Below are 25,689 nucleotides of genomic sequence, written 5' to 3' on the forward strand. Positions count from 1 at the left end.
CCTAGTGAGCCGGGTTGAAGTCGGGCTTCTGGGCGAACACGTAGGCCTCCCAGTCGGCGCGCGAGTGGAAGTCGAGGCCTTTGTCCCAGGCCGCGCCCATGTAGTAGACGAACGGCTTGCCGGGCGTGACCTTGACCAGCACCAGCCAGTCGCTGTCGGTCTCGACGACGTCGACGATCTGGCGCGGATCGATCAGCAGCGACACGCCCATCGTGCCCTTGTCGGGGTCGGTGACATCCCAGAACGAGAACACGCCCTTGGCCTTGTCGGCGCGCAGGTCGCCGGCCGTCTTGGCGGTCGGGGCCTTGGTGATGCCGATGGCGACGGTGATCGGGCCCTTGGCGTTGGAGCCTAAGGTCGAGACCATCCGCGTGAAGTTGGTGCCCATCGGCAGGGTGAAGGTCCGGCTTTCCCAGACCTCGCGCTTATCCCCGACCTTCCAAGGGGCGTAGCTGACCTTGAACGAGGCCGCGTCGGGGCCGTCCTTCAGGATCTTGTAGTCCTTCCAGTTGCGCGACACCCACAGCTTGCCGCCGTCCCAGACGCCCAGGCCGCCCGCGCCGCGGTAAGTCTTGACGTTGTAGTAGTCGATGCCTTCGCCGTGATAGGCGTGCTGGTCGCCGGTGCGCAGCTGGCGGGTCATGAACGGGTAGCGGACGCTCTTGCCCCAGGCGTCGACGCCCGAGGTCGAGGGCGGCTCGTACTGCTCCAGGGCCGGGCCGTAGATGCGGTGGGCCGTGCGGTCGTTCTCCCACAGGATGTCGTCATAGCGCTCGGGCGCGTAGCGGACCGTGGCGCGCGGCGTCTCCTGGCCGGTCGGCGGCGGGGCCATGCGGAAGATCATCTTGGGCGGCGTCGGCTGGCCCGGCGCGGCGGGCGGGACCTGGGCGGGGGCCAGGCCCGGGCCTTCGATCAGCGGGTCGTAGGCGAGGGCGGCGACGGCCTTCATCTCGGTGGCGTGGCGGGCCTCTTCCTCGGGACCGCGCACGGTGCGCGGCACGGCCGGGACCGGCATGGTGGCGGCGACGAAGGCGGCGGCGTCCGGCGCGGGCTCGGCCAGGGGCAGGGCGGCCACGGGCTTGGAGAGGTTCATCACCTCCAGCCCGGCCAGCAGGAAGGCGCCGGCGCCGTAGGGGCCGATGTCGTCCGCAGCCGTGGTGACGGGCTGGTCGCCGGTCTTCTGCACCGCGCCCAGCATGCCGTTGGGCAGCACCTGGGCCTCCAGGCCCTTCCAGCCCTTCACGACCACCGGCAGATAGGTCGCGCGGTCCAGGACGCCGTGATTGATCCCCCAGGCCAGGGCGTAGACGAAGAAGGCCGAGCCCGAGGTCTCGGCTTCCGGGAAGCGGTCGGGTTGCAGCAGGCTGGACGACCACAGGCCGTCGGCGCGCTGCAGGCCGGCGATCCGCTTGGACATGGCCTGGAAGATGGCGACGTAGCGCGGCCGCTGGATGTAGTCGGCCGGCATCGACTCCAGCACACGGGCCATGCCGCCCATCACCCAGCCGTTGCCGCGCGACCAGAACAGCTTGCGGCCCTGTTCGTCACGGCGCTCGATGAAGCGCTCGTCGCGGTAGTAGAGGCTCTCGTCCGGATCATAGAGGCGGGCGAAGGTGCGCCACCACTGGGTGTCCATGGCCTTGAGATACTTTGCGTCGCCGGTCTGGGCGCTCATCCGGGCCAGGACGGGCGGGGCCATGAACAGGGCGTCACTCCACCACCAGACCAGGTGCTCGGGGATCGGCTGGCGGGTCAGGTGCGGCAAAGCCCAGTCCAGGCGCTGGCGCAGGGGCATGATCACGCCTTCCTGGCGCCGGCGCGCATAGAGCTCTTCATAGAGGTCGCCGATCGCCATCTCGTCGGCGTTCAGCATGTTCTTGGGCGTCTTGGCCCCGCGTAGGGCGTAGTTGTAGTGCTCGGCCGCGTCGGTCAGGAACTTCAGGGTGTCCTTGTCCTGGGTGACGCGGGCCAGGCGCGCGGCGCCGACATAGTAGGTGGCCGAGACCCAGTTGGACGAGATCTCGCGCACGGCCCCGCCGGTGGTCAGCGGAATAGGCTCTGCGCGCATGGCCTTGATCTGGGCGGAATTGGCGCGGTTCAGTACCGCAAGCACCGCGTCGGCGGAGGGCAGGGCTTCCTGTTTCGCCGAGGCAGTCTTGGGGGCGCGGGCCGGCGCGGCGTGGGCGATCGCGCCTGTCGTCAGCGCGGTGCCGGCAAGCGCGAGGGCGATCAAGGTGCGGTGGTTGGAGACGACTCGAAACATCCGTGATTTCCTCCGCCCAATGCCACTGCAACCGGTGTCATTGTCATTATGTGGAAGCCTATGCCACAAAGTGGAACGCGTGAAAAGAAAATCGGGGAGATGATATGACGCTCGAATGGAGCCGCCGCGAGGCTTTGGCCGCGGCCGCCGCCTTGCCCGTCCTGGGCCTGGCGACATCGGCCTCGGCCGGCAAGAAGCTTAAGGACCAGGCCGTCTGGACCTTCGACAACCTGACCAAGATCGGCGGGATCGAGGCCCATGCCGAGGGCGCGCCCAAGATCATCGACAGCCCCGTCGGCAAGGCCGTCCAGTTCGACGGCGTCCAGGATGTGCTCTTCGTCGAGCAGCACCCCCTGGCCGGGGCCGAGACCTGGACCTTCGAGGCCGTGTTCCGCCCGGACGGCGGCAACGAGGCCCAGCGCTGGTTCCACCTGCAGGAGATGGCCCCGGAAGGCGCGCCGCCCTCGACCACGCGGTTCCTGTTCGAGATCCGCACCGTCGGGACCGAGTGGTGGCTGGACGCTTTCGTTACCGGGCCGGGCTACAAGCACACCCTGATTTTCCCGGACAAGCGCTTCCCGGTCGGCCAGTGGTTCCACGTCGCCCAGAGCTTCGACGGCAAGATGTATCGCGCCTATGTCAACGGCGTCCTCCAGGGCGAGGCCGAGGTGCCGTTCAAGCCGCAGGGGCCGGGCCGGGCCTCGATCGGTTCGCGGATGAACAAGGTCGACTTCTTCAAGGGCGCGGTCCACGAGGCCCGCTTCACGCGGCACTATCTGGAGCCCAAACACTTCACCGGCGTACGCTAACCTTTCGAAACGTCACTGGAAGCTGCGCCAGGTTGCGCGGCGCGGCGGACGGGAAACAAGCCAGCCACGCGAGCGCCAAGCGTGGCGGCTAGGCCTTCGGGGATTGTCCTCGAAGGTTCCCGATGCCGCGCAAGCTTCTCGTCGCCACGGCCGCCGCCGCCCCGTTGCTCCTGTATGCCGGACATGCCTTCGCCGAGGTCGAGGTCACCAGCAGCACGCGGACCACGCCAATCACCACCGCCAGCCCCAACGACGGGGCCGCCGACGATGTGAAGGTGACCGAAGACGGCGTCATCACGCTGAGCACGGCGGGCGGGATCGTCACCCTGAACAGCGACAATGCCGTCACGATGAACGGCGGCCTGGCCAGCGTCGGTGTCGACGATTCGGTCGGCATCCTCGTCATCGGCGGCCATACGGGCAGCGTCACCAGCGCCGGCTCGATCAGCCTGACCGAGGACTACGACTATGAAGACACCGACGAGGATGGCGACTACGACGGCCTCCTCGCCAAGGGCTATCGGCGCTACGGCATCCGGCTGACCGGCGACCAGCCCTTCACCGGCGCGATCACCAACACCGGCACGATCACCATCGAGGGCATGGACTCGGCGGGGATCAGCATCGAGGCGCCGCTGGTCGGCAACCTCGTCCACTCCGGTTCGATCAGCGTCACCGGCGATCGCGGCTATGGCGTCCATATCGCCGCGCCGGTCACTGGAAAGGTCCAGATCGAGGGTTCGACCAGCGTCATCGGCGAAGGCTCGGTCGGGGTGGCGGTCGACGCGCCGATCGAAGGGGCGTTCGTGCTGCAGGGCTCGGTCTATTCGACCGGCTACCGCGTCACCTCGCGCTACAGCGATCCCGACGACCGGGCGCTGCTGGACGCCGACGACAAGCTGGAAGGCGGCGGCGGGGTCAACATTACGGCCAATGTCTCCGGCGGGGTGTTGCTGGACCGGCCGCCGACCGACACCAACGACGACACCACCGACGACGAGGACGGCGACGGCGTCGCCGACAACGCGGAAGGCACGGCGTCGATCTCGGTCTATGGCGGCGCGCCGGCGCTGAAGATCGGCTCGAACACTAACACGGTGACGATCGGCGCGGTGGGCGAGGGCGACAACGCCTATGGCCTGGTCATCAACGGCTCGGTCAGCGCCGCCAGCGTCTATGACGGGGTCGAGACCACCGGCGTGCAGATCGGCGGCGACGCGGGCTACGAGACCTTGCTCGCCAATGGCATTCGCGTGACGAGTTCGATCACGGCCGGAGGCTATGAGGCCCAGACCAACGGCCTACGGCTGAAGGCGGGCGCGATCGCCGACACCATCTGGAACGAGGGCTCGATCAGCGCCTCGACGGTGTCGGAGGGCGCGTTCTCGGCCCGGGCGCTGGTGATCGACGCCGGCGCGGTCTCGCGCGTGCTGAACAACGATGGGGTGATCACCGCCACGGTGTCGGGCGAGAAGGGCAACGCCTACGCCATCCTCGACGAGGCCGGGACGCTGACGACGATCAACAACACCCGCACGATCGCCGCTTATGTCGTGGCCACCGACGACGAATACGACACCGACGACGACAATACCGACGCCTCGGACGAGACGATCACCGGCAAGGCCATCGCCATCGACGTCTCCAAGAACACCACCGGCGTCACCATCACCCAGACCGGCGTCAATGACGGGGACGACGGCGATGACGGGGTGGCCGACACCGACACGGATGGCGACGGCGTGGACGACGCCGACGAGCCGGCCATCATCGGCAAGATCCTGTTCGGCGCGGGCGACGACACCCTGAACATCCTGAACGGCTCGGTGATCGGCGCGATCGACTTCGGCGCTGGCCTCGACACCTTGAAGATCGACGGCGGCGCCTATGTGCTGACCAGCCTGTCCGACAGCGACGGCCGGCTGAACATCAGCATCGGCGACGGCATTCTCGCCTTGACCAACACCAATGACCTGAAGATCACCAACCTCAGCCTGGGCGCCGCCAGCAAGCTGGTCTTCAGCGTCGACCCGGCCGCCGGGACCTGGGGTCGCATCATCGCCGACACGGCCACGATCGAGTCGGGGACGAAGCTGGGGCTGGTGCTCAATAACCTGCTGACCAACGCCTCGACCTTCGAGGTCATCCAGGCCGGCAGCCTGACCGCCGGCACGATCGACCAGGACCTGCTGGGCAGCGCGCCGTACCTCTATGTGGCCAACGCCTATCAGTCGGGGAACAGCATCAATATCGACGTGCGCCGCCGCACGGCCACCGAGGCCGGCATGACCACCAACCAGGGCTCGGCCTATGACGCGGTGTTCGCGGCGCTGTCCAAGAACGAGGACATCGCCAGCGCCTTCCTGGCCCAGAACACCCGCGACGGCTTCTACAACCTCTACAACCAGATGCTGCCCGACCAGGGGCTGGGCATGTTCTCGGCCCTGCAGTCGGTGAACCAGCAGATCTCGGCCGCCACCGCCGTGCGCCCCGACCTGGGCGACCGCTATGGCCCCGACAGCATCTGGGTGCAGCAGATCAATACCATGGTGAAGCGCGAGGACGGGACCGATCAGGGCTCGGACGCAGCGGCTTTCGGGTTCGTGGCCGGCTACGAAGCCATGGGCGATGCAGGCGGAGCGCTGGGCGTCACCCTGGCCATGGTCAATGTCGAGGAACACGATACGACCGCCAAGGCCGGCGAGCACACGGTCAATACGATGGTCCAGGCAGGGCTCTACTGGCGGCGCGCGGTGGGCGGCTGGCGCTTCAACCTGGGCGGCGGGGCGGGCTACGGCTGGCTGACCGGCGACCGCAGCTTCTACAGCGAGGACGTCAATGGCGACGGCGTAGCCGACGCCTCGGTCACCAATGTCGCCCACTGGAACGGCGCGACCGCCAACGCCTTCGCCGGCGTCGCCTACGAGCAGAAGATCGGCCGCATGTTCATCCGGCCCGAGACGCGATTGGACTATCTCTATTTCTCGGAAGGCAAACGCAGCGAGACGGGCGGCGGCGATGGCTTCGACCTGATCCGCGACGCGCGAGCGTTCAGCAATCTCAGTGGCGATGTCGGTCTGGTGCTGGGCGCGCAGTTCGGCGAGGCAGTGTGGTGGCGGCCTGAGCTGCGGGTCGGTTATCGCAAGACGCTGTCGGGCAGCATCGACGACACCGTGGCGCGGTTCCGGGACGGAGAGAGCTTCACCCTGACCTCGATCGCCGACAAGCAGGGCGCGGCGACCCTGGGCTTCGCCATCCGCGCGGGCTCGGCCCTGTCGTACCTGGCGCTGGAAGGCGGGGCGGAGGCGGCCAAGAAGACCACCCGCTACTACATGCGCTTCTCGGGACGGGCGATGTTCTAGCTTCTTGCATGAGGATTTGGCCACAATCGCGCCTTAATTGCGAACCTCGCAATACAAACGGAAAGTATTTTCGCCGCTCCGCCCAGCTACGCCTTAGCCGCGACAGAGGACGGAGTGACGGGCATGCGGCAAAGGATCTTACTTCTCGATGCGGACCAGTCCGCGCGGTCGCAGATGCACGACCTGCTGTGTCGGCACGAGTACGAGGTGGTCACCGCCTCGTCGGCGCGGCAGATGGACAAGATCCTGACCACCGTGCCGGTCGATGCGGTGGTGCTGGACATCATGCTGCCGGGCGAGGGCGGGTTCTCGGTCTGCAACCGCCTGCGCAGCCAGCAACCCCAGCCGGGCGTCATCGTGGTCAGCGCCATGGCCGACGAGAGCGACATCGTGGTGGGTCTGGAGATCGGGGCCGACGACTATGTGGCCAAGCCCTATCGCCAGCGCGAGCTGCTGGCCCGCATCCGCTCGGTGCTGCGTCGGCGCCAGGCGGGCCTGCGGGTGCGCCGCGACGACGACAAGGCCAATATCTACCGCTTCGACGGCTGGCGGCTGAACATCATCACCCGGCAGATGTTCGACCCCTATGAGCGCAGCGTCGAGCTGTCTTCGGGCGAGTTCACCCTGCTGAGCACCTTGCTGGCCAGCCCGCAGCAGATCGTGCCGCGCGCCCGGCTGCTGCAAGATCCCAACACCGGCGACCGCTCCGAGCACGAGCGCCAGATCAACGTCATCGTCAGCCGCCTGCGGGCCAAGCTGGCGCGGGTCGAGGGCGGCGACCTTTTGATCCGGACGGTGCGAGGCCAGGGCTACCTGCTGACCGTGCCGGTCGAGAGCATCCTCGTCGACTGAGAGACGAAAACCGTCGCCGCCCAGATTCTGACGGCTTCACCTGCTTCTCTTCGCAGTCTAGCGTGCGCCCGCGATCCGGGTGGCGCGTGTCTAGAGAGTTGGAAGAGGGCTTCATGAGCCGTAGAAATACGCTGCTGGCAGCGGCCGTTGTGGCGCTGTCGAGCCTGGCTGGCGCAGCGCTGGCCGCCGATGTCACGCCGCTTAAGGCGAGCGACGTCTATGGTGTCTGGCGCAATCCCAAGGGCAGCGTCCACATCGAGATCAAGCCGTGCGAGACCCGCACCTGCGGCTATGTCGTCTGGGCCAATCCTGACGCGCGCGCCGACGTGAAGAAGAAGAAAAACGAAGACCTGGTCGGCATGCAGCTGCTGCGTGACTTCTCAGCTTCCGATCCGAACGAATGGAAGGGGCGCGTCTACGTGCCCGACCTGGACATGACTTTCTCGGGCCAGATGCGCCTGCTGGACCGCGCCTCGCTGCGCGCCAAGGGTTGCTTCCTGGTCCTGTGCAAGACCCAGGTGTGGACGCGGGTCGACACCGCTTCGGCGTCGACCGGCCGGGCGCTCTAGGGCCCATGTCGGAAGGGGCCGAGTTCCGGGTGGAGGTGGACGGTCCCGTCCTGGCCAGCCGGGGCGGCCTCTACGGCGCGGGCGATGTCAGCTGCGCCGCGCCCGCCCGGACCCTGGCTCGCCACCGTTATGCGCGCTCGGCAATCGGGGCGGTGGTGTCGGGTGTGTTCGGTTACCAGACCCCCGTCGGCTCGGCGACCGCCACGCCCGGCGCGATCGTGCTGGGCAATGCGCAGGAAAGCTTCGGTTGCCTGCACCTGGACGGGGCCGGCAATCGCCGGGCCGTTCTGGCCTTGGACGACATCCTGATGGACGAGCTGGCCGAGGATCTACGTTGCGCTGACGGCCGCTTCGCCGTTGCGACCGTCGCCTCCGGCCGCGAGACCGCGCCGCTGTATGGCGCGATCCGCCAGCTGGCGCGCGATAGTCGTCCTCAGGAAGAGGCGGTGGTCGCCGTCACCGCCGCCGCCCTGGCCCTGGGCCGCCGCGTGCGCCGCCGCGACGCCAGCCGTATCGACCACGGCCGGGTGCGCGAGGTCGCCCACGACGTCCAGCGCCGTTATGCCGAGACCCTGCCGCTGACGCAGCTGGCTGCCGATGCGGGCCTGTCGCGCTACCACTTCATCCGCGCGTTTCGGGACGTGACGGGGGAGACGCCGCGTCAGTTCCAGATCGGGGCGCGCTTGAAGGCCGCCGCCGATCAGCTGCTGGACACCAAGGCGCCGATCACCACGATCGCCCTGAACGTCGGCTTCAACGACCTCTCGCACTTCAACCACACCTTCCGCGAGGCGTTCGGTTGTTCGCCCCGGGCGTGGCGGCAGGCGGCTTAGCCACCGCAACAAACCCCAAGTTCCGCCGGCCGCGCCGTGCTGCCTTGCCTCACCGAGGTTTCAGGGGAGTCGGAGCAGGTGATGGTGTCGGGGAAAGCGGTTCCGTATGCGCTGGGCGCGTTTCTGCTGGGCGTGCTGGGGCTGATCTCAAGCGACTTCGCCTTCCAGTGGCAGCCCGTGCCGGACAACGTTCCTCTCCGGTCCGTGCTGGCCTCCGCCTCCGCCGTCGCGATGGCCGCCGCGGCCCTCGCGGCGGTGCTGCCGCGCCTGGCGAAGGGCGGCCGGCTGCTCCTGGCGATCTTCTTCGGTCTTTGGGCCGTCTTGCTCCATGGCCCCCGCGTGGTCGCGCAACCTGGCTCGGTCGCCGAATGGCTGGGCCTGGCCGAGAGCGCGACGATGTCGGCGGGCGGCGTCGCGCTCCTCGCGCTATCCCTCGGGGGAGACTTGCGACGCCGCCTGGCTTTTTCGACCCGCATCGCGTTCGGGCTGTGCCTGCTGGTCTTTGGCCTGTCGCACTTCGTCTATCTGAAGTTCACGGCCCAGATGGTCCCGGCCTGGCTGCCTTGGCCGACCGGCTGGGCGGCGGCGACCGGGGCTGGGCACGTGCTGGCGGGGCTGGCCTTCCTGTCCAATCGCGGACTGAAGGCTGCTGGTCCCGCGATCACCGGCATGATGGCCAGCTTCGTGGTGCTGCTGCACATCCCGCGCATCATCGCTGAGCCGGCCAGCCGCATGGAATGGACCATGACCTCGGTGGCCCTGACCCTGACCGGCGCGGCCTTCGCCCTGTGGCGGCTGAACGTCGAGGACTAGCCCTCCAGCGATAGCAGGGCGAACAGCGCGCCTTCGGTGTCCGACAACCGCCAGCCGCGATAGCTGAACACTGCGCCCTTGCGGAAGTCGGCAACCGCCTGGGCGCGCAAGGCGGGCAGGGCGTCGGGGCCGCGTCCGGCGGGTAAAAGTCTCTTCGTCAGTTCACGGATGGAGGTGGTCGGATGCTGTTTGCGCCAGGCCTCACCGATCCGGCGCACGGCGGCAGGATCGAGGCCGTCTGGCGTGCGGGCCAGGGCCGGCGTGGCGGCCAGCGCGAAGAGGGCGGCCAGCAGGTCGCGGCGGCTGGTCATTGGACGGTCTCGCTCTTGAGGTGGTCAGCCAGGCGCATGACCAGCGCCAGGATGGTCAGGGTCGGGTTGGCGATGCCGGAGGTGGGGAACACCGAGCTGCCGGCGACATAGAGGTTCCTGGCCTCGTGCAGGCGCAGATCCGCATCGACGACGCCCTTCTTGGGATCGACGTGCATCCGCGTCGTGCCCATGTGGTGGCGAGAGGCGCTGGAGATGGCCAAGAGCTTGTCGCGCGGGATCGCCCAGCACATCCGGCCTTCGCCCGACGCGCCCAGGGCGGCGGAGAGGCCGGTGATCGAGCGCTCGAGGTCGACATAGTCTTTCTCACCATAGGTCCAGGTCAGCCGCACGCGCGGCATGCCCAAGGCGTCCTTGTGGTCCGGATCCAGGGTCACGCGGCTGTCGGGATTGGGGAAGTGCTCGGTCATGGCGAAATAGCCGAGCAGTTGGCCGTCGCCCTGACGGACATTGGCCTTGGCGATGGTCTTGCTGTCAGGATCGGGGACGTCGGCCCGGAACAAGGTGGCGGTGAAGTTGCCGGTCTTCATCCGCGTCTGGGCCTTCAGGCCGGAGCCGATCACACAGTGCGCCGCCATCCGTTTGGTCGGTGCGTAGAGCTCCAGCGGTTCGGCGCGGGAGACGGCCAGGGCCGTGCCTTCGTTCCCGGCGTCGCCATCGTTGGAATAGGTCACGTGGCCTTGGAAGAAGCGCCCGACCAGATCCTGGCGATTGCCCAGGCCGTCGGAGGCCAGCAGCAGCCGGACGTTCTCGATGCCGCCGGTGGCTAGCACGTAGCGGGCCGCCTTGGCTGTGTGGCGCTTTCCGTCCAGGCAGGCGATGTCCAGACCGACGACCTTGTCGCTCTCTCGTCGGACCTTCACGACATTGGCGTGCAGATAGACGGTGATGTTGGCGGCCTCGGCGAACTGGGTGCGGAAGGCGTCAAAGGCGGCCTTGTTGGTTCCGCCCGAGAACTTTGAGAACTCGCGCGGGGCCGGGAAGAAGCCGTCGCTGGGGTCCAGCGCCAGCGGTTGCAGTGCGGGCTCGGCCGAGGCCTTCCGCTCCAGCGGAAAGCGCGGGATCTCCAGCAGGTCGCAGGCCCGGTCGTAGTAGGGCTGCATCTGTTCTCGCGTGACTGGCCAGCCGCTATGCGGAATCCAGGCGCGTTCGGCGAAGTCGGCCGGGTCCAGCGGGGCGCACTTGCCGCCCCAGACCAGGCCCGAGCCGCCCAGGGCGCGAACCCGGGACTGGATCGGATACTCGTCGAACGGCCGGTCGGGATTGCCCGGCGCCGTCTGGACGCCCGAGCCGGCGTAGAGGGCCTGGTTCTCCATGTCGATCTCCAGGCCGCCGCTCTCCAGGATCACGACCTTCAGCGGGCCGCCAGCCAGTTCCTTGGCCAGGGCGATGCCGGCCAGACCGCCGCCGATGATCACGAGGTCGGCCTCGATCGGGCTGGCGTCAGGCAGAGTCCGGGCGTCGATGATCGCCATCGTTTTGAAACTCGCTGATTTTGTTGGGGAAGTTCGGGCGCGCTTAAGAGCGCGCGCCCCGGCTCTTGAGGTAGGCGACGACGTCGAGGCGGCCGTTGCGCTTGGCTTCGCTCAAGGGCGAGCGCGTTCCGCCATTGGCCGGCACTTCGCGGTTCACGTCGGCGCCGCGTTCGATCAGATATTTGACGATGGTCAGGTTGCCAGCCTGGGCGGCGTTGATCAGCGGGGTCTCGTCATTGGGCACGAAGATCTCGACATCGGCGCCGCGTTCCACCAGCAGGCGGACGATCTCGAGATTGCCCGACAGCGAGGCCTGGATCAGCGGGGCGCCGTCGCCGCGCACCGGCAGGTTCGGATCGGCGCCGGCCGCCAGCAGCATCTGCACCAGGTCCATGCGACCGTGGCGGGCAGCCTCGATCAGCGGGGAGCCGTCGCCGGGCAGGACGGCATTGGCGTTGGCGCCCAGGTCGATCAGCTCGCGGACAGCCGCGGTGTCGCCAGAGCGGACGGCGTCGAACAACGGTTGGCTCAGATGGCGGGCAACGGCGCGCTTGGCCTGTTCCGGCGATTGCTGGACGACCTGAGCCGGCTGGGCGGCCCAGGCGGCGACCCCGGCCGACAGGCTGAGGATGGCGACGGCGGCGGCCCCGGCCAGGTGGCGGCGGCGATTGGCGTGATGGTGGGCGAGCAAGGTGAAACGCTCCTTCAGTTGTTTGTTGGCGGAGGCGGGCCAATGACAGCCCAGCGGCGGGGCGCTGTGAGCCAGCTGGGTCTTCAGCATGGCTTCGCCATAGGTCCGGCGGGTCTTGGGGTGACGGGCCAGCACGGCGGCGTCGCAGGCGATCTCCTGGTCGATGCGCAACACGGCCGCGCCGACATGGATCAGCGGGTTGAACCAGAAGAGGCACTGCAAGGCCGTGACGGCGGCGTTGATCTGGGCGTCGCCGACGGCCAGGTGGTTCTGCTCGTGCGCCAGGATCAAGGCCTGTTCCTCGGGCGAGAACCGGGCCGCGAAATCGGCGGGCAGCACCACGCGCGGCGCCAGGGCGCCGATCACGGCTGGGCCGACGCCGGGACGGTCTGACCAGAAGAGGCCGCCCTCGGCGCTGAGCTTGCCCAGCGAGCGCACGAAACGCCGTTGGCGCTCGGCCTGGATGGTGAGGGCAGCCAAGGTGACGGTAAGCCAGAGGCCCAGGGTGATCTCGGCGATGGGGAGGATCCGCGTCTGCGGGGAAACGGGTTCAGGAGCCTGCGCCGTCGCAGCGGGGGTCTGCGCTACAGCGGCAGGCTTGGTTGCGACAGGCGCGGGCAGGGTGATCGTCCGCGCCGGGATCAGCAGGGCCAGGATCGACAACGGGACGACCAGCCACAGCGCATAGGCGCTGCGAGCGCCGAACGCGGCCCGGACCGGCTTGCGCAGGACCAGCACCAGCAGCACGGCCGCCGCCAGGGCCAGATTGGCCCTCAGCAGGAAGGGAAAGATCTCACTGGCCATCGTCGAGCTTCTCCAGCAGGCGGCGCAGTTGGGCGACATCCTCTGGGGCCAGCTTCTCGCGCTTGGAGAAATGGCTGACCAAGGGCGCCAGGCGGCCGTCGAACAGGCGGTCCAGCAGACCCTGGCTCTCGGTGTCGACATAGTCGTCGCGGCCGATCAGCGGGCGGTACAGGAAGCGGCGGCCCTCCTTGTCGGCGGCGACCGCGCCCTTGTTCAGCAGGCGGTTGAGCAGGGTCTTCACCGTGCCCTCGGCCCAGCCCTGGTCCTTGGCCAGGATCGCCGTGACGTCCTCGGCGGCCTTGGGGCTGTCGGCCCACAGGACCTTCATGACTTCGCTCTCGGCGGCGCTGATGCGGTGCGGGTTCGTATCCATGCTCTGACGATTACGCACGTAAACGATCGCGTCAAGCCAACGATTACGCACGTAAACGAAATGTAATGCAGCGTTTGCCGGAAGGCCGAAGCGGCGTAATCCTGGCGGCGACCAAGGAGGGAGCCGGATGGCCGAGACGTTGCAGATGGGCCTGCCGGGCTTCGACCCGCCGACGCCGACCGACCGGCTGATGTTCCTGCTGTATCCGGACGCCCAGACCGCCGAGCAGATCGCGCGGGAAGCCCGCCGGCTTAAGGAGAGCTTGGGCCTGCGCGGCCAGCCGCTGTCGACCGACCGTTTCCACATCACCCTGCATCACCTGGGCGACTATGTCGGCCTGCCCAATGACATGGTGGCCAAGGGCAAGATGGCCGGCGAAGCGCTCTCGGCCGCGCCGTTCGAGGTGGTGTTCGACAAGGCCGTCAGCTTCGCCAACCGGCCGGGGAACAACCCCTTCACCCTGCAAGGCGGGGAGGGTGTCGCGGCCCTGATCGACTTCCAGAAGGCGCTGGGCCTGAAGATGGCCGGCGCGGCCCTGAAGCCCGACAAGCAGTTCCTGCCGCACATCACGCTGCTCTACGACGGCCAGGTCGTGCCCGAGCAGGCGATCGCACCCATCCGTTGGACGGTGGACCGCTTCGTGCTGGTGCAGAGCAAGCTGGGCCAGACCCAGCATATCGTCCTGGCCGAGTGGAGCCTGGGCTGATGACGACCGCCGCCGAGGTCCTCCAGGAACTGGAAGCGCTCGGCGACGACGGTTACCGCGAGCGCATGGCCGGCTTCGCGATCACCTATGAGAAGGCCTTCGGCGTCCCGGTCGGTGAACTGCGCAAGCTCTCCAAGCGGTTGGGTCGCGACCACGCCCTGGCCCAGGCCCTGTGGGACACCCGCTGGTACGAGGCCCGGCTGCTGGCCGGCATGGTCGATGACCCTAAGCTGGTCACGCCCGAGCAGATGGACGCCTGGCGCGCCGAGTTCGACAGCTGGGCGGTGACCGACACCCTGTGTTTCGACCTCTTCGACCGAACGTCCCACGCCCTGGACAAGATCGACCAGTGGGCGACGCTGGAAGGTGAGTTCGACAAGCGCGCCGCCTTCGCCCTGCTGGCCAGCGTGGCCCTGCATCGCAAGGAACTGCCGGACGAAGTGTTTCTGGAGCGCCTGCCGCTGATCGAAGCTGCGGCCACGGATCCTCGGAACTTCGTCAAGAAGGGCGTCAACTGGGCGCTGCGGGCCATCGGCGTACGCAAGAGCCCGGTCCTGAAGGCCGCCGCCCTGGACTGCGCCGCGCGACTGGCGGCGAGCCCGGATGCGACGGCCCGCTGGAACGGCAAGGACGCCCTGCGTCAGCTGAGCCGCAAGGCTCAGGCCGGCTGAGCCATTTCCTCCAGCAGCGTATCGAGCAGGCCATAGCCCGACTCCATGCCGTCCAGCATCGGCGTCGCCAGGGCCCCGGCGCGGCCCTCGGGCGAGGCGTATTCGATCGTCATGGTCATGGTGGTGATGCCGCCGACCTCGGCCAGCAGGGTGGTGATCCGCGTGCGGCCGCCGGTCCAGTCTTCGTCGAAGATCTCTTCGTGGACGGTGCGGGCAGGGGCCTCGACTTCGAGGTAGACGCCGCCCATGCCCATGTCGACGCCTTCGGTGTTGCGCCAGACGTAGCGGAACTTGCCGCCGGGCCGCAGGTCGATCTCGCAGACGGGCATGGTCCAGCCGGGCGGGCCCAGCATCCAGCGCTGCACCAGGGCCGGCTCGGCCAGGGCTCGGAAGACCAGGTCGCGGGGCGCGTTGAACACGCGGGTGACGATCAGGTCGCGGTCGCCGGACTGGACGACGGTTAGTTTGCTCATGGGGCGTCTCCTTCTTTGGTCTGGGCTTTGAGGTCCTCCAGGACCTGGTCGAGTTCGGTGAAGCGGGTTTCCCAGAAGGCGCGGAAGGCCTCCAGGAAGGCGGTGGCCTCGGCCAGCGGCTGGGCCTCCAGCCGGCGGGGCCGGCGCTGGGCGTCCTTGCCGCCCGAGATCAGGCCGGCGGTCTCCAGCACCTTGAGGTGACGCGAGATGGCCGGCTGGCTCATGGCGAACGGCTGGGCCAGTTCGCCGACCGAGGCCGGACCCTGGGCCAGCCGGGCGATGATCGCGCGACGGGTCGGGTCGGCCAGGGCGGCGAAGGTGGTGTCGAGGCGGGCGGCGGCGAGGCTCATTTATAACGTACTCGTTATGTAATGAGGTGGTTATGGATTCGATCGCGCTAGCCGTCAAGCGGTTGGCTCGGCTAGGGCAGGGAGAGGGCGCGGATTCGCTGGCCCTCAGGAGGCCCCGCCATGACCGCCACGATGTACGGCATCAAGAACTGCGACACCGTCGCCAAGGCCCGCAAATGGCTGGAAGATCGTGGCCACGCCTACGCCTTCCACGACTACAAGACCGCCGGCATCGATCGCGCCACCCTGGAGGGCTGGGTCAAGGAGCACGGCTGGGAGGTGATCCTGAACCGCGCCGGCACGACCTTCCGCAAGCTGGACGAGGCCGACAAGCAGAACCTGGACGCCGACAAGGCCATCGGCCTGATGCTGGCCCAGCCGTCGATGATCAAGCGTCCAGTCCTGGACCTGGGCGACAAGCGCCTGGTCGGCTTCAAGCCCGATATCTATGAGGCTGCTGTAAGCTAAACCGCGAATTGTCCACGCGTTTCGTCGCCTTCTAAGCGAAGTTTAAGACGACAACTTGCGGGGGATCAGTCTATCACTGGACGGAGCGTCCGGTTGAAACGGACTCAAGTGGGGGCATAGGCGCGTGGGGGAGTTCGCCATCTCGCGGTACGAGCTGGTCATCTTCGACTTCGACGGCACGCTGGCCGACAGCGCGGCGTGGATGATGCGAGCCGTCAATCCGATGGCGCGCCGATATGGCTTCAAGACCGTCACCGACGATGAGATCGAGATGCTGCGCGGCCGCAGCACGCGCGAGGTCATCCGTTATCTGGGCGTCTCGCCCTGGAAGCTTCCGCTGATCGCGCGCGCCGGCAAGAAGCTGATGGCCGCCGACGCCCACACGATCCCGCTGTTCCCCGAGACTGCTCGGATGCTGCGCGCCCTGAACGAGGCGGGCGTGAAGATCGCGGTGGTCAGCTCCAACAGCGAGGCGGTGATCCGCCGGGTGCTAGGCGAGGAGCTGGGCAACCTGATCAGCCTGTACGCCTGTGGCGCGTCGCTGTTTGGCAAGGCCCGCAAGTTCAAGCAGGTGACCCGCCAGGGCGTGTCCCGCGACAAGATCATCTGCATCGGCGACGAGACCCGCGACATCGAGGCCGCCCGCGCGGTGGGCCTGGACTGCGGCGCCGTCAACTGGGGCTACGCCAAGCCCTCGATCCTGGCCCAGCACCAGCCCACGGTGTCGTTCAGCACGATGTCCGAAATTATTTCGTACGTCGGCGCATCCAACGCGGCGGTCGGCGGCGACTAACCTTCGAAAGCGCGAGAGATCGCGCCGCTGATCGAAGGGATCGACCGATGGACAATCTGTTCTGGCACTTCTGGTGGCTGATGTTCCCGCTGGGCTTCATGGCGCTTCGGGTCTTCCGGTCTTGGCTGGACTACTGCGCCCGCCGCGACGCGGCCCAGGTGCTGCGCGAGCTGGCCGCCGCCGGCCGCGAGCCGCCCGCCGCCCTGATCAACCGTCTGCTCTAGGGGAAGCTTGAGATGCGTGAGGAATTCTTCTGGCAGTTCTGGTGGTTGATCTTCCCGGTGGGGTTCATGCTGCTGGGCGCTTTCCGCACCTGGCTGGACTATCGCGCCCGCCGCGAGGCCCTGGACCTGATCAAGACCTATGTCGCCTCCGGCCGCGAGCCGCCGGCCGAGCTGCTGAACAAGATCAGCCGCCGCCTGCATCGCGACGACGACTATGACGACGAGCGTCCGCGCTATCGCCGCCGCCGCGAGCGCAGCTGGTACCAGGTGGTGCTGTTTGGCTTGCTGGCCAGCGGTTTCGCGGTCGCCGCCGCCACCGACATGTACGGCGCGGGCGAGGCCTTCGTGATCGTGGCCTTCGTGCTGGGCGCGCTGTGCGCCGCGACCCTGGTGCAGGTGATCCTGGATCAGAAGGGCCCGACCATCTGATGGACGCCGCGCTCGTCAGGCAGGCGCGCGCGGGATCCCAGGCTGCTTTCGCCCGACTGGTGGCGATCCATGAAAAGCCGTTGCGGGGCTTCCTGCGCAAGAGCGGCTGGATCGACGCCGACGATATCGCTCAGGAGGCCTTCGTGGCGGCCTGGGCGGGGCTGCCCAAGCTGCGCGAGGACGAGGGCTTTCGGGCCTGGCTCTACGGCGTGGCCTGGAAGAAGGCCCTGTCGCAGCGACGCGGCGCCCAGCGCGCGGCCGCCCGCGACGAGGCCTGGCGGGGCGAGCAGGAACTGGAGACCGCCGCCGAGGTCGGGGCCGAGGATCGCATGGCCCTCGAAGCGGCCCTGGCGACGCTTCCGGAGGATCAGCGGGCCTGCGTCACCCTGTGCCTGGGCCAGGGCTGGTCGCACGCCGAAGTCTCGCAGGCCCTGGGGCTTCCGCTGGGCACGGTCAAATCGCATGTTACCCGCGGCCGCGAGCGGCTGCTGGCGGTGCTACAGCCTTCCCGATCCGATCGGATCGGATAAGAGGGCTCGTCAGGAAAAACGGGAGCATTTCGAAGAAATGCTCAAGGGAGGTTCGCAATGAACCTGGACGATCAACTCTCGGCCTTCCTGGGTGAAACCCCCAAGCAGAGCCGCGCCGACATCTTCACCGCCGAGGTGATGAAGCGGGTCGAGCAACAGGCGTTCCTGGATCAGCTGAAGACGATCGTGATCGGGGCAGGGGCGAGCGCCCTGGTGCTGTGGGCCTGCGCGCCGGCGCTGAACGCGGCGGTCTCGGCGATCGCGCCCAGCCTGGCGCCGACCGCCGCCATGCTGGCCTTTGTCGCGGCGGTGGTGATGGCTGGCGGCCCCGGCGTCTGGCGTCGCCTGGGCTTGTCGGCGGGCTGAAATCAGCCTTACGAAAGTTTCATGCGGGCGGGCGCCTCCAAACGAGGTCGTGAACGCCTCTTATCAGTGAAGGCGGCGCGGGGGCGTCGTCACCCCGTTAGGAGAGCACTGCCATGGAAGGCATTTTCGTTCCGATCGCGTTCTTCAGCCTGATCGCGGCCATCTGCATCGTTCCCGTCTGGCTGAAGAGCCGCGAGCGCAAGGAGATGCAGGCCACGATCCGCTCGGCGATCGACAAGGGCCAGGCGCTGCCGCAGGAGCTGATCGACGCCATGACCAAGGACGTCCGCCAGCCCGCCACGGCGCTGCGCGACCTGCGCTCGGGTGTCATTTGGCTGGCCGTGGGCCTGGGCCTGGCGGGTCTGGGGACCATGATCGGCTTCGAGGAGCACGACGCATTCCATCCGATGCTGGGCATCGCCTTCATTCCCGGCATGATCGGCCTGGCGCTGATCCTTCTCAGCTTCTTCAACCCCAACAAGGAACCGCGGGTTTAAGCGGAAGGCCTTGGGAGGGGCTTGAAGTCGATGGGCATGGAACGCCCGCCTACCGGTCACGACGTCGAACTCGCCGCGCTCGCGGCGGCGGGCGATCGCAGGGCCTACGGGGAGCTGGTGCGCCGGCACGGTTCGGCCGTGCGGGGGCTGCTCCGACGCCTGGGCGCCGACAGCGCCACGGCTGACGACGTGGCCCAGGACGCCTTCATCACCGGTTTCGAACAGGTGGCGGAGTTCCGCGGCGAGGGCGCCTTCGGCGGCTGGATCAAGAAGATCGCCGCGCGGCTCTATCTGAAGAAGGTCAAGCGCGAGGCGCGGCTGATCTTCTCGGACAATGTGGAGCCGGTCGAGGAGATCACGGTGCGCGAGGCGTCCGGAGACGGCGCCGCGGCCAGCCGGATCGACCTGGACGAGGCGTTGAAGACGCTGTCTCGCGGGGAGCGCCTGTGCGTTTCCCTCTGCTACGGGGCCGACTGGTCTCACGCCGAGGCGGCCGAAGCCTTGAACATCCCGATCGGCACGGTGAAATCCCATGTCAAACGTGGTTTGGACAAACTTCGGGCGAAACTCGCCCGACCAGAGGAAGGGACGAGGAGGGAAGCCCATGGCTGAACCCGATTTCGAAGCCCAACTAAGTCGCCTGTTCGCCGAGACGCCGTCGTTCCCGGACGCGGCGCTGTTCACTGCCGAGGTCGCGTCCAAGCTGGATCGCGGCTGGGCGATGCGGCGGCTGTTCATTGGCCTGGCGGGCACGGCGGCTGGCCTGTTCGCCGCGTTCCAGATCCTCAGCAGCCGGTTCTCCAGCGAGATCTCGCAGCTGTCGCGCAACAGCGGCCATAACCTGCAGACCGAGATCGACGCTGGCGTGGCCAAGTTCAACGGCCTGCTGACGGGCGCTCCGGCCAGCGGTGAGGCGATGTGGCTGGCGGCGGGCTTGGCGGTGTTGGCTTTGGCCTTCGCGGTGACGCGGGCGGTCGAGGACCTGTAACCACTGTTCATGTTGCGGTGCGGCGCGATCCGGCCCACAAACGGCGCCCGAAATGCGTCTAGGGAGGGTTCGCCCGTGTCCGCCCATCGTGAAGAGACGGTCCGCCGTCTGGCCGCCCCCGACATCGCCAGCCGTAAGGGCGGCGTGCCCGTCGTCTGCCTGACCGCCTACACCGCACCCGTCGCGGCGGCCCTGGACGAGTCCTGCGACCTGCTGTTGGTGGGGGATTCGGTCGGCATGGTCGTCCACGGCCTGCCCAACACCGTCGGCGTCACCCTGGAGATGATGATCCTGCACGGCCAGGCGGTCATGCGCGGCTCCAGGCGGGCCATGGTCGTCATCGACATGCCCTTCGGCTCGTACGAGGGCTCGCAGGAAGAGGCCTATGCCAACGCCGTGCGGATCATGAAGGAAACCGGGGCCCAGGCCGTGAAGGTCGAGAGCGGCCCGACGGTGCCTGACACCATCCGCTACCTCACGCAGCGTGGCGTGCCGGTCATGGGCCATGTGGGCCTGCGCCCGCAGGCGGTGCTGGTCGACGGCGGCTTCAAGGCCAAGGGCAAGGACGCCGCCGAACGCGAGCGGATTCTGGAGGAGGCCAAGGCCACCGCTGACGCCGGCGCCTTCGCCGTGGTGGTCGAGGGCGTGGCCGAGAGCCTGGCGCGCGAGATCACGGCCGCCATCGACGCGCCCACCATCGGCATTGGCGCTTCCGCCGGTTGCGACGGCCAGATCCTGGTCACCGACGACATGCTGGGCCTGTTCGACTGGACCCCGAAGTTCGTCCGCCGCTACGCCGACCTGAAGACCGAAATCACCCGCGCCGCCGCCGATTACGCGCGTGACGTGAAAGATCGCAGCTTCCCCGGCGAGGGCGAGACCTACTACGCCAAGAAGTCGTAAAAGGGCTCGTTGCGGCTACGCGCGGCACGCTATAGGTTCGCCGCCTCGGCGAGCGGCCCTCCGCTAGCCACAATCTGTCTTAAACCAGCGACGTCGCCTAAGTTCTGGCGCGACGTCCAAGGGCCTGCCGCCCGTTTCGGAGCCTCGTTTCGTGGTCGATGTTTTTGACGAAGTCGAAGAGCAGCTTCGGTCGGAGCGCTATCGCAGCCTGGCGGTGAAGTCGCTGCCCTGGGTGGCGGCGGCGACGGCGGCCGTGGTGATCGGCGTCGGCGGCTATTGGGGCTGGACCTCGTATCAGACGACCCAGGCCGACAAGGCCTCGGAAGGCTATCAGGCCGCGCTGGAGACCGCCCAGAAGCAAGGTCCGGCCAAGGCTTTCGGCCAGTTCAAGACCGTCGCCGACACCGGCTCCAAGGGCTACAAGGCCCTGGCCCTGCTGCAGATGGGCGACATCCGCGTCGAAGAGAACAAGACGACCGAGGCGGTCGGCTATTTCGACGAGGCCGCCAAGGTCGCGCCGAATGTTCTGCTGGGTGACCTGGCCCGCCTCAAATCCGCCTTCGCCCTGATGGACACCGCCTCGTTGAAAGACATCGAGTCGAGGTTGACGCCGTTGGCGGGGGAAAAGAGTCCGTACCGCGTGTACGCCAAGGAAGCCCTGGCGTTCGCGAAGCTGCAGGCCGGTGATCTGGCCGGCGCGCGCGCGGATTTCGTCATCCTGGCCAACTCGCTCGACTCAAGCACGTCCGAAGAGGTGCGCCAGCGCGCCCAGGCCGCCATGCAGTTGATCGACTCGGGCGCCGCCAAGGAACTGGGCGCGGCCGTGAAGGCCGCCGCCAAACTGCCTCCGATGCCGCCGATGGGTCAGCTGCCCGCCGGTCTCGCGCCCAACGCCGCCGCTGCCGGCCCCAACGCCTCTCAATGAGCCGCCTGATGATCTCCAAGCGTTCCGTCGCCCTGGTCGCGCTGATGTCCGCGTCCGTGGCCATCACCGGCTGCTCGACGGCTTCGAAACTCAATCCCTTCGGCGGCAAGGACAAGAACAAGTCCACGGCCAGCCAGGGCCAGCGCATCTCGATCATCGCCTTCGACCAGAAGGTCGAGGCCAACGAGACGCTGAAGGGCGCCGACTTCTTCCTGCCAGAGCCGGTCGCCCAGACCGAATGGCGCCTGCCGGGCGGCAACGCCGAGCAGTCGATCGAGCACGTCGACGCCGGCAAGGGCTTCCAGATCGCCTGGAAAAAGGGCTTCGGCAAGAAGGGCGGCAAGACGTTCCACGTCACCGCGCCGCCGGTCTCGGCCGATGGCCGCATCTACGTGATGGACGGTGAAGCCGACGTCGTGGCGCTGGACGCCAAGTCGGGCTCGCAGATCTGGCGCAAGGACCTGCGTCCGGCCGCCGGCCCGACCATCAAGGGCGGCTTCATGGGGCTGATCCCCAAGAAGAACGATCGCCTGGGCTTCGGCGGCGGCGTCGCCGTCGGTCCGGACGGTAAGCTGTACGTCGCCTCGGGCTTCCGCTTCGTGGCCCAGATCGACGCCGCGACCGGCAATATCGGCTGGACCCAGCAGACTTCTACGCCGATCCACAGCGCCCCGACCGTCGCCGACGGCCGCGTGTTCGTGGTCTCGACGGACAACGAACTGCTGACCTACGCCACCGAGAACGGCGCGCCGGGCTGGACCTACCAGGCCCTGAGCGAACCGGCCCGCATCCTGGCCGCCTCGAGCCCCGCCGTCAGCGGCGACACCGTCGTGGCGGGCTTCGCCTCGGGCGAACTGGTGGCCCTGCGCGCCGCCAACGGCAACGACCTGTGGAGCGAGGCCCTGAGCCGCGCCAGCCGCACCAACGCGCTGTCGGAAATCCGCGACATCCCGGGCCGCCCGGTGATCTACAAGGGCGACGTCTTCGCCGTCAGCCACTCGGGCGTCTTCGCCGCTACCGACTTGCGCACGGGCCAGGCCCGCTGGAGCCTGCCGGTCACCGCCATCACCACCCCGTGGGCCGCCGGCGACGTCGTCTATGTCGTCGACAAGGCTGGCCAGGTGATCTGCGTCTCGCGCGAGAACGGCTCGGTCTACTGGATCCAGGATCTCAACAACACCGAGAGCCTGTCCAAGAAGCAGAAGAAGAAGCGCGCCAAGCACCCGATCCTGTGGTCGACGCCGATCCTGGCCAATGGCCGCCTGATCACGGTGTCCAGCAACGGCGAGGCCGTGGCCCTGAACGCCAAGACCGGCGCCAAGGAAAAGACCCTGAAGATCGGCGCTCCGGTGCTGATCAACCCGATCGCGGTCGGCGACACCATCTACCTGGTCACGGACGAGGCCGATCTGGTCGCCATTCGTTGATCAAAACGGGTCTTTCGGGGCCCGCTCACAACTTGAAATGCTCTTGAGCCCGGGTCCGCGAAAGCTGGCCCGGGCCTTCGCTTTTCCAGCGCCTTTTGCGGGAAACGTGAAAATCGACTACTGGACGCCTTATGCCTTTGAAACTCGCCATCGTCGGCCGCCCCAATGTGGGCAAGTCCACGCTGTTCAACCGTCTGGCCGGCAAGAAGCTGGCCATCGTCGACGACCAGCCGGGGGTCACTCGTGACCGCCGCTACGCCGACGGCCGCCTGGGCGACCTGGACCTGCACCTGATCGACACCGCCGGCTTCGAGGACGTCGCCGACGAGAGCCTGGAAGCGCGCATGCGCGCCCAGACCGAGCTGGCGATCGAGGAAGCCGACCTCTCGCTGTTCATCTATGACGCCCGCGAAGGCGTGACACCGCTGGACGAGGTCTTCGCCACCCTGCTGCGCCGTCGCGGCAAGCCGGTGATCATCGCCGCCAACAAGGCCGAAGGCAAAGCCGGCCAGTCGGGCATCGGCGAGGCCTACAAGCTGGGCCTGGGCGAGCCGATCCCGATCTCAGGCGAGCACGGCGAAGGCATGGCCGAGCTGTACGCCGCCATGCTGGAGGCCGTTCCCGAGGACCAGTACTCGGATGACGAGGACGACGAGGACAAGCCGATCCGGCTGGCCATCGTCGGCCGTCCGAACGCGGGCAAGTCCACCCTGATCAACCGCCTGATCGGCGAGCAGCGCCTGCTGACCGGCCCCGAGGCCGGCATCACGCGCGACTCGATCTCGGTCGACTGGGTCTGGGGCGACAAGAAGGTCCGTCTGGTCGACACCGCCGGCCTGCGCAAGAAGGCCAAGGTGCAGGAGAAGCTGGAGAAGCTCTCCACCCAGGACACCATCCGCGCCATCACCTTCGCCGAAGTCGTGGTGCTGGTCATGGACGCCACCCACCCGTTCGAGATCCAGGACCTGCAGATCGCCGACCTGACCGAGCGCGAAGGGCGCGCCCTGGTGTTCGTGCTGGCCAAGTGGGACCTGATCGAGGACCAGGCCGCGACCCTGGCCGCCTTCCGCGAGCACGCCGAGCGCATGCTGCCCCAGGTGCGCGGCGCGCCGGTGGTGGCGCTGTCGGGTGAGACCGGCAGCGGCGTCAACAAGCTGATGCCGGCCGTGTTGAAGATCCACAAGGACTGGTCGACCAAGGTCAAGACCCGCGACCTGAACGACTGGCTGCAGATGGCCATGCAGCGTCACCCGCCGCCCGCCGTTTCGGGGCGCCGCGTGAAGCCGAAGTACATGGCCCAGACCAAGGCCCGTCCGCCGACGTTCGTGCTGTTCTCCAGCCGCGCCGATCAGATGCCCGACCACTATCGGCGCTATCTGATCAACAGCCTGCGGGAGAGCTTCGACCTGCCGGGGGTGCCGCTGCGCATCACCATCAAGTCGGGCGCCAACCCCTATGCCGACGGCGAGGCCAAAGGCCATAGCGGCCGGGGCAAGCGCGAGTTCGAACGCCGCGAGCGCGAGGAGGAACGCATCCGCGCCTCGCGCAATACGGTCAAGAAGTCCAAGCGCATCGCCGACGAAGCTGCCGCCAAGGCCGCGATCGAGGCAGGCCTGCCCGATCCGCGCTTGGCCAAGCCGGTCAAGAAGAAGGCTCCGGCCGCGCCGAAGCTCGCCGCCGCTCCCGTCGAGGGCGCCGCGCCGGCCGAACCGGGCAAGGCCGCCGTCAAGTCGGTCAAGAAGCTGGGCCCCAAGGTCCAGAAGAAGGTGTCGACCACGCCCAGCTACAAGGTCGGCGTCAAGTCGGCCGGCGGCAAGGCGGCCGGTCCCAAGCGTCCGGTGTCGGGCGCGCGGACGGTGCGGGGCAATACCGGTCCGGGCAAGAAGCGCTGATGATGAAGGCCGCGATCGCCCTGGCCTTCGCGGCCGTCCTGTCCGGGCATGCCGTCGCCCAGACATTGCCGCAGCGCCTGACGTTGCCGAAAGGCGCGGTCCTGGCCGTGAGCGTCGAGGAGACCAACACCGACGTCTTCCTGGGGGAGACGCGAACGGTGACGGGCGTGATCGGCTATACCGAAACCGTGGATGCCGCCGGCGACCGCGTTCACGTGACGCGGACCTTGCGGGATCGGTCGGGCCAGTTCGCGGGCGATCCGGGCGACTGGATCGCGCGGGCGGCCAAGCTCGGCTTCTGGGCGGACGCGCGGATGTCACCGCAGTCGATCGAAGACTATCCGACCTTAGTGACCGCCATCTTCGAGACCGGTCCGTTGGCCAAGGCCTCGGAAGAGGATCGCGCCGATGCGGGCCTGTCGCCCAGCCGTCGACGTATTTTCGAGAGTTTGACGCCCGAAGTGGCGGCGCAAGGGCTGATGCCCGCGCAGATGCTGCTGGCCGAGCCGCAGGGCCAGGCCCTGATCATGGGCAAGCCGCAGCTTCAGCCCGGCGCGAATGGCGTTCCTCGCACGCTAACCTTCACTGGTCTGGACGCGCAGGGGCGAGCCAAGGTGACCCTGGACGCTCGCCAGGAGGGGCGGATCGGTCCGGATGGCCATCTGGTCGTGACGGTCCGCTGCGACTACCTGATCGACCAGACCACGGGCCTGGCCCTGCAGGCGACCTGTGTCAGCGGCCGCGACCTGACCGCGCCCGGCGACATGTCCCGCAAGACCACGGCGCGCTTCGTCATGTCCCAGAAGCTTGTGACCACGCCCTGAGCCTAAACTTCGCCATACGCGTTTAGCCCTCTGAAGCTGAACCGGAGGAT

Annotated in this window: 29 protein-coding genes; 22 read left to right on the plus strand and 7 right to left on the minus strand. The window is 67.9% G+C overall.

Annotated elements, in window-relative coordinates:
* Position 1: 1 nt before the first annotated feature.
* On the minus strand, positions 2-2,263 hold the full coding sequence (locus AC07NF_RS02535) for a glycoside hydrolase family 88 protein (protein WP_494631330.1): 2,262 nt from the start codon (positions 2,261-2,263) through the stop codon (positions 2-4).
* 104 nt (positions 2,264-2,367) lie between these two features.
* Between AC07NF_RS02535 and AC07NF_RS02540 the strand changes: the two genes are divergently transcribed.
* From AC07NF_RS02540 to AC07NF_RS02565, 6 genes are all read left to right on the plus strand, one after another.
* On the plus strand, positions 2,368-3,072 hold the full coding sequence (locus AC07NF_RS02540; RefSeq protein WP_494631328.1) for a LamG domain-containing protein: 705 nt from the start codon (positions 2,368-2,370) through the stop codon (positions 3,070-3,072).
* Positions 3,073-3,194: 122 nt separating this feature from the next.
* Positions 3,195-6,434 (plus strand): autotransporter family protein, encoded by a 3,240-nt coding sequence (locus AC07NF_RS02545; RefSeq protein WP_494631325.1) that lies wholly within the window; start codon positions 3,195-3,197, stop codon positions 6,432-6,434.
* A 123-nt stretch (positions 6,435-6,557) separates the two neighbouring features.
* The gene (locus AC07NF_RS02550; RefSeq protein ID WP_492811111.1) at positions 6,558-7,286 is read left to right on the plus strand and encodes a response regulator transcription factor; all 729 of its coding nucleotides are present in this window, start codon (positions 6,558-6,560) and stop codon (positions 7,284-7,286) included.
* 113 nt (positions 7,287-7,399) lie between these two features.
* Entirely contained in the window at positions 7,400-7,855 is a 456-nt protein-coding gene (locus AC07NF_RS02555; RefSeq protein ID WP_492811109.1) for a DUF2147 domain-containing protein, read from the plus strand.
* Between the two features lie 5 nt (positions 7,856-7,860).
* The gene (locus AC07NF_RS02560; protein ID WP_494631323.1) at positions 7,861-8,688 is read left to right on the plus strand and encodes a helix-turn-helix transcriptional regulator; all 828 of its coding nucleotides are present in this window, start codon (positions 7,861-7,863) and stop codon (positions 8,686-8,688) included.
* An 81-nt stretch (positions 8,689-8,769) separates the two neighbouring features.
* Positions 8,770-9,501: a DoxX family protein gene (locus AC07NF_RS02565; RefSeq protein ID WP_494631321.1), complete on the plus strand. Its 732-nt coding sequence runs from the start codon at positions 8,770-8,772 to the stop codon at positions 9,499-9,501.
* On the opposite strand, the gene AC07NF_RS02570 is transcribed toward AC07NF_RS02565, so the two are convergent.
* Genes AC07NF_RS02570 through AC07NF_RS02585 form a run of 4 tightly spaced genes read right to left on the minus strand, consistent with a single transcriptional unit; the run spans position 9,498 to position 13,173 of the window.
* Positions 9,498-9,812 carry a hypothetical protein gene (locus AC07NF_RS02570; protein ID WP_494631319.1) on the minus strand — a complete coding sequence of 105 codons (315 nt, stop codon included), beginning with the start codon at positions 9,810-9,812 and terminating at the stop codon, positions 9,498-9,500. The two genes, AC07NF_RS02565 and AC07NF_RS02570, sit on opposite strands and share 4 nt — an antisense overlap.
* On the minus strand, positions 9,809-11,305 hold the full coding sequence (locus AC07NF_RS02575; RefSeq protein WP_494631318.1) for an FAD-dependent oxidoreductase: 1,497 nt from the start codon (positions 11,303-11,305) through the stop codon (positions 9,809-9,811). The genes AC07NF_RS02570 and AC07NF_RS02575 overlap by 4 nt, the downstream gene beginning before the upstream one ends.
* Before the next feature lie 43 nt (positions 11,306-11,348).
* Positions 11,349-12,800, minus strand: a complete 1,452-nt coding sequence (locus AC07NF_RS02580; RefSeq protein ID WP_494631314.1) for a M56 family metallopeptidase — start codon at positions 12,798-12,800, stop codon at positions 11,349-11,351.
* Complete coding sequence (locus AC07NF_RS02585) at positions 12,790-13,173, minus strand: BlaI/MecI/CopY family transcriptional regulator (RefSeq protein WP_494631709.1); 384 nt, start codon at positions 13,171-13,173, stop codon at positions 12,790-12,792. Before AC07NF_RS02585 ends, AC07NF_RS02580 begins: the two co-directional genes overlap by 11 nt.
* Before the next feature lie 127 nt (positions 13,174-13,300).
* On the opposite strand from AC07NF_RS02585, the gene AC07NF_RS02590 reads away from it, so the two are divergent.
* Positions 13,301-13,879: a 2'-5' RNA ligase family protein gene (locus AC07NF_RS02590; protein WP_494631311.1), complete on the plus strand. Its 579-nt coding sequence runs from the start codon at positions 13,301-13,303 to the stop codon at positions 13,877-13,879.
* Positions 13,879-14,550 carry a DNA alkylation repair protein gene (locus AC07NF_RS02595; RefSeq protein ID WP_494631310.1) on the plus strand — a complete coding sequence of 224 codons (672 nt, stop codon included), beginning with the start codon at positions 13,879-13,881 and terminating at the stop codon, positions 14,548-14,550. The genes AC07NF_RS02590 and AC07NF_RS02595 overlap by 1 nt, the downstream gene beginning before the upstream one ends.
* Here AC07NF_RS02595 and AC07NF_RS02600 read toward each other — a convergent pair.
* Complete coding sequence (locus AC07NF_RS02600) at positions 14,538-15,023, minus strand: SRPBCC family protein (protein ID WP_492811096.1); 486 nt, start codon at positions 15,021-15,023, stop codon at positions 14,538-14,540. The two genes, AC07NF_RS02595 and AC07NF_RS02600, sit on opposite strands and share 13 nt — an antisense overlap.
* Complete coding sequence (locus AC07NF_RS02605; RefSeq protein WP_454716472.1) at positions 15,020-15,373, minus strand: ArsR/SmtB family transcription factor; 354 nt, start codon at positions 15,371-15,373, stop codon at positions 15,020-15,022. The genes AC07NF_RS02600 and AC07NF_RS02605 overlap by 4 nt, the downstream gene beginning before the upstream one ends.
* Positions 15,374-15,493: 120 nt before the next feature.
* Here AC07NF_RS02605 and AC07NF_RS02610 point away from each other — a divergent pair, with 120 nt between their 5' ends.
* From AC07NF_RS02610 to AC07NF_RS02675, 14 genes are all read left to right on the plus strand, one after another.
* Complete coding sequence (locus AC07NF_RS02610) at positions 15,494-15,841, plus strand: ArsC family reductase (protein ID WP_492811094.1); 348 nt, start codon at positions 15,494-15,496, stop codon at positions 15,839-15,841.
* A 124-nt stretch (positions 15,842-15,965) separates the two neighbouring features.
* Positions 15,966-16,634, plus strand: coding sequence for an HAD family hydrolase (locus tag AC07NF_RS02615; RefSeq protein WP_494631307.1), 669 nt, complete (start codon positions 15,966-15,968; stop codon positions 16,632-16,634).
* Between the two features lie 47 nt (positions 16,635-16,681).
* Positions 16,682-16,858, plus strand: coding sequence for a hypothetical protein (locus AC07NF_RS02620; protein ID WP_494631305.1), 177 nt, complete (start codon positions 16,682-16,684; stop codon positions 16,856-16,858).
* A 12-nt stretch (positions 16,859-16,870) separates the two neighbouring features.
* Positions 16,871-17,287: a hypothetical protein gene (locus AC07NF_RS02625; RefSeq protein ID WP_492811088.1), complete on the plus strand. Its 417-nt coding sequence runs from the start codon at positions 16,871-16,873 to the stop codon at positions 17,285-17,287.
* Positions 17,287-17,817, plus strand: coding sequence for an RNA polymerase sigma factor (locus tag AC07NF_RS02630; protein WP_494631301.1), 531 nt, complete (start codon positions 17,287-17,289; stop codon positions 17,815-17,817). The genes AC07NF_RS02625 and AC07NF_RS02630 overlap by 1 nt, the downstream gene beginning before the upstream one ends.
* Positions 17,818-17,874: 57 nt before the next feature.
* Positions 17,875-18,183, plus strand: a complete 309-nt coding sequence (locus AC07NF_RS02635; RefSeq protein WP_492811086.1) for a hypothetical protein — start codon at positions 17,875-17,877, stop codon at positions 18,181-18,183.
* A 113-nt stretch (positions 18,184-18,296) separates the two neighbouring features.
* Positions 18,297-18,680: a DUF6249 domain-containing protein gene (locus AC07NF_RS02640; RefSeq protein ID WP_492811084.1), complete on the plus strand. Its 384-nt coding sequence runs from the start codon at positions 18,297-18,299 to the stop codon at positions 18,678-18,680.
* A 21-nt stretch (positions 18,681-18,701) separates the two neighbouring features.
* A complete protein-coding gene (locus AC07NF_RS02645) occupies positions 18,702-19,292 on the plus strand; it encodes an RNA polymerase sigma factor (protein WP_494631296.1) in 591 nt (196 codons plus the stop codon).
* Positions 19,285-19,668: a hypothetical protein gene (locus tag AC07NF_RS02650; protein ID WP_492811080.1), complete on the plus strand. Its 384-nt coding sequence runs from the start codon at positions 19,285-19,287 to the stop codon at positions 19,666-19,668. The genes AC07NF_RS02645 and AC07NF_RS02650 overlap by 8 nt, the downstream gene beginning before the upstream one ends.
* Before the next feature lie 75 nt (positions 19,669-19,743).
* A complete protein-coding gene (panB, locus tag AC07NF_RS02655; RefSeq protein ID WP_492811079.1) occupies positions 19,744-20,571 on the plus strand; it encodes a 3-methyl-2-oxobutanoate hydroxymethyltransferase in 828 nt (275 codons plus the stop codon).
* 151 nt (positions 20,572-20,722) lie between these two features.
* The gene (locus AC07NF_RS02660; RefSeq protein WP_494631291.1) at positions 20,723-21,496 is read left to right on the plus strand and encodes a tetratricopeptide repeat protein; all 774 of its coding nucleotides are present in this window, start codon (positions 20,723-20,725) and stop codon (positions 21,494-21,496) included.
* Positions 21,493-22,923 (plus strand): PQQ-like beta-propeller repeat protein, encoded by a 1,431-nt coding sequence (locus tag AC07NF_RS02665; protein ID WP_492811076.1) that lies wholly within the window; start codon positions 21,493-21,495, stop codon positions 22,921-22,923. The genes AC07NF_RS02660 and AC07NF_RS02665 overlap by 4 nt, the downstream gene beginning before the upstream one ends.
* 131 nt (positions 22,924-23,054) lie before the next feature.
* Positions 23,055-24,815: a ribosome biogenesis GTPase Der gene (gene der / locus AC07NF_RS02670; RefSeq protein ID WP_494631285.1), complete on the plus strand. Its 1,761-nt coding sequence runs from the start codon at positions 23,055-23,057 to the stop codon at positions 24,813-24,815.
* Positions 24,815-25,639, plus strand: coding sequence for a hypothetical protein (locus AC07NF_RS02675; RefSeq protein WP_494631282.1), 825 nt, complete (start codon positions 24,815-24,817; stop codon positions 25,637-25,639). Before der ends, AC07NF_RS02675 begins: the two co-directional genes overlap by 1 nt.
* The last annotated feature ends 50 nt before the right edge of the window (positions 25,640-25,689 follow it).

Source organism: Caulobacter sp. GW821-FHT10A06 (assembly GCF_059415805.1).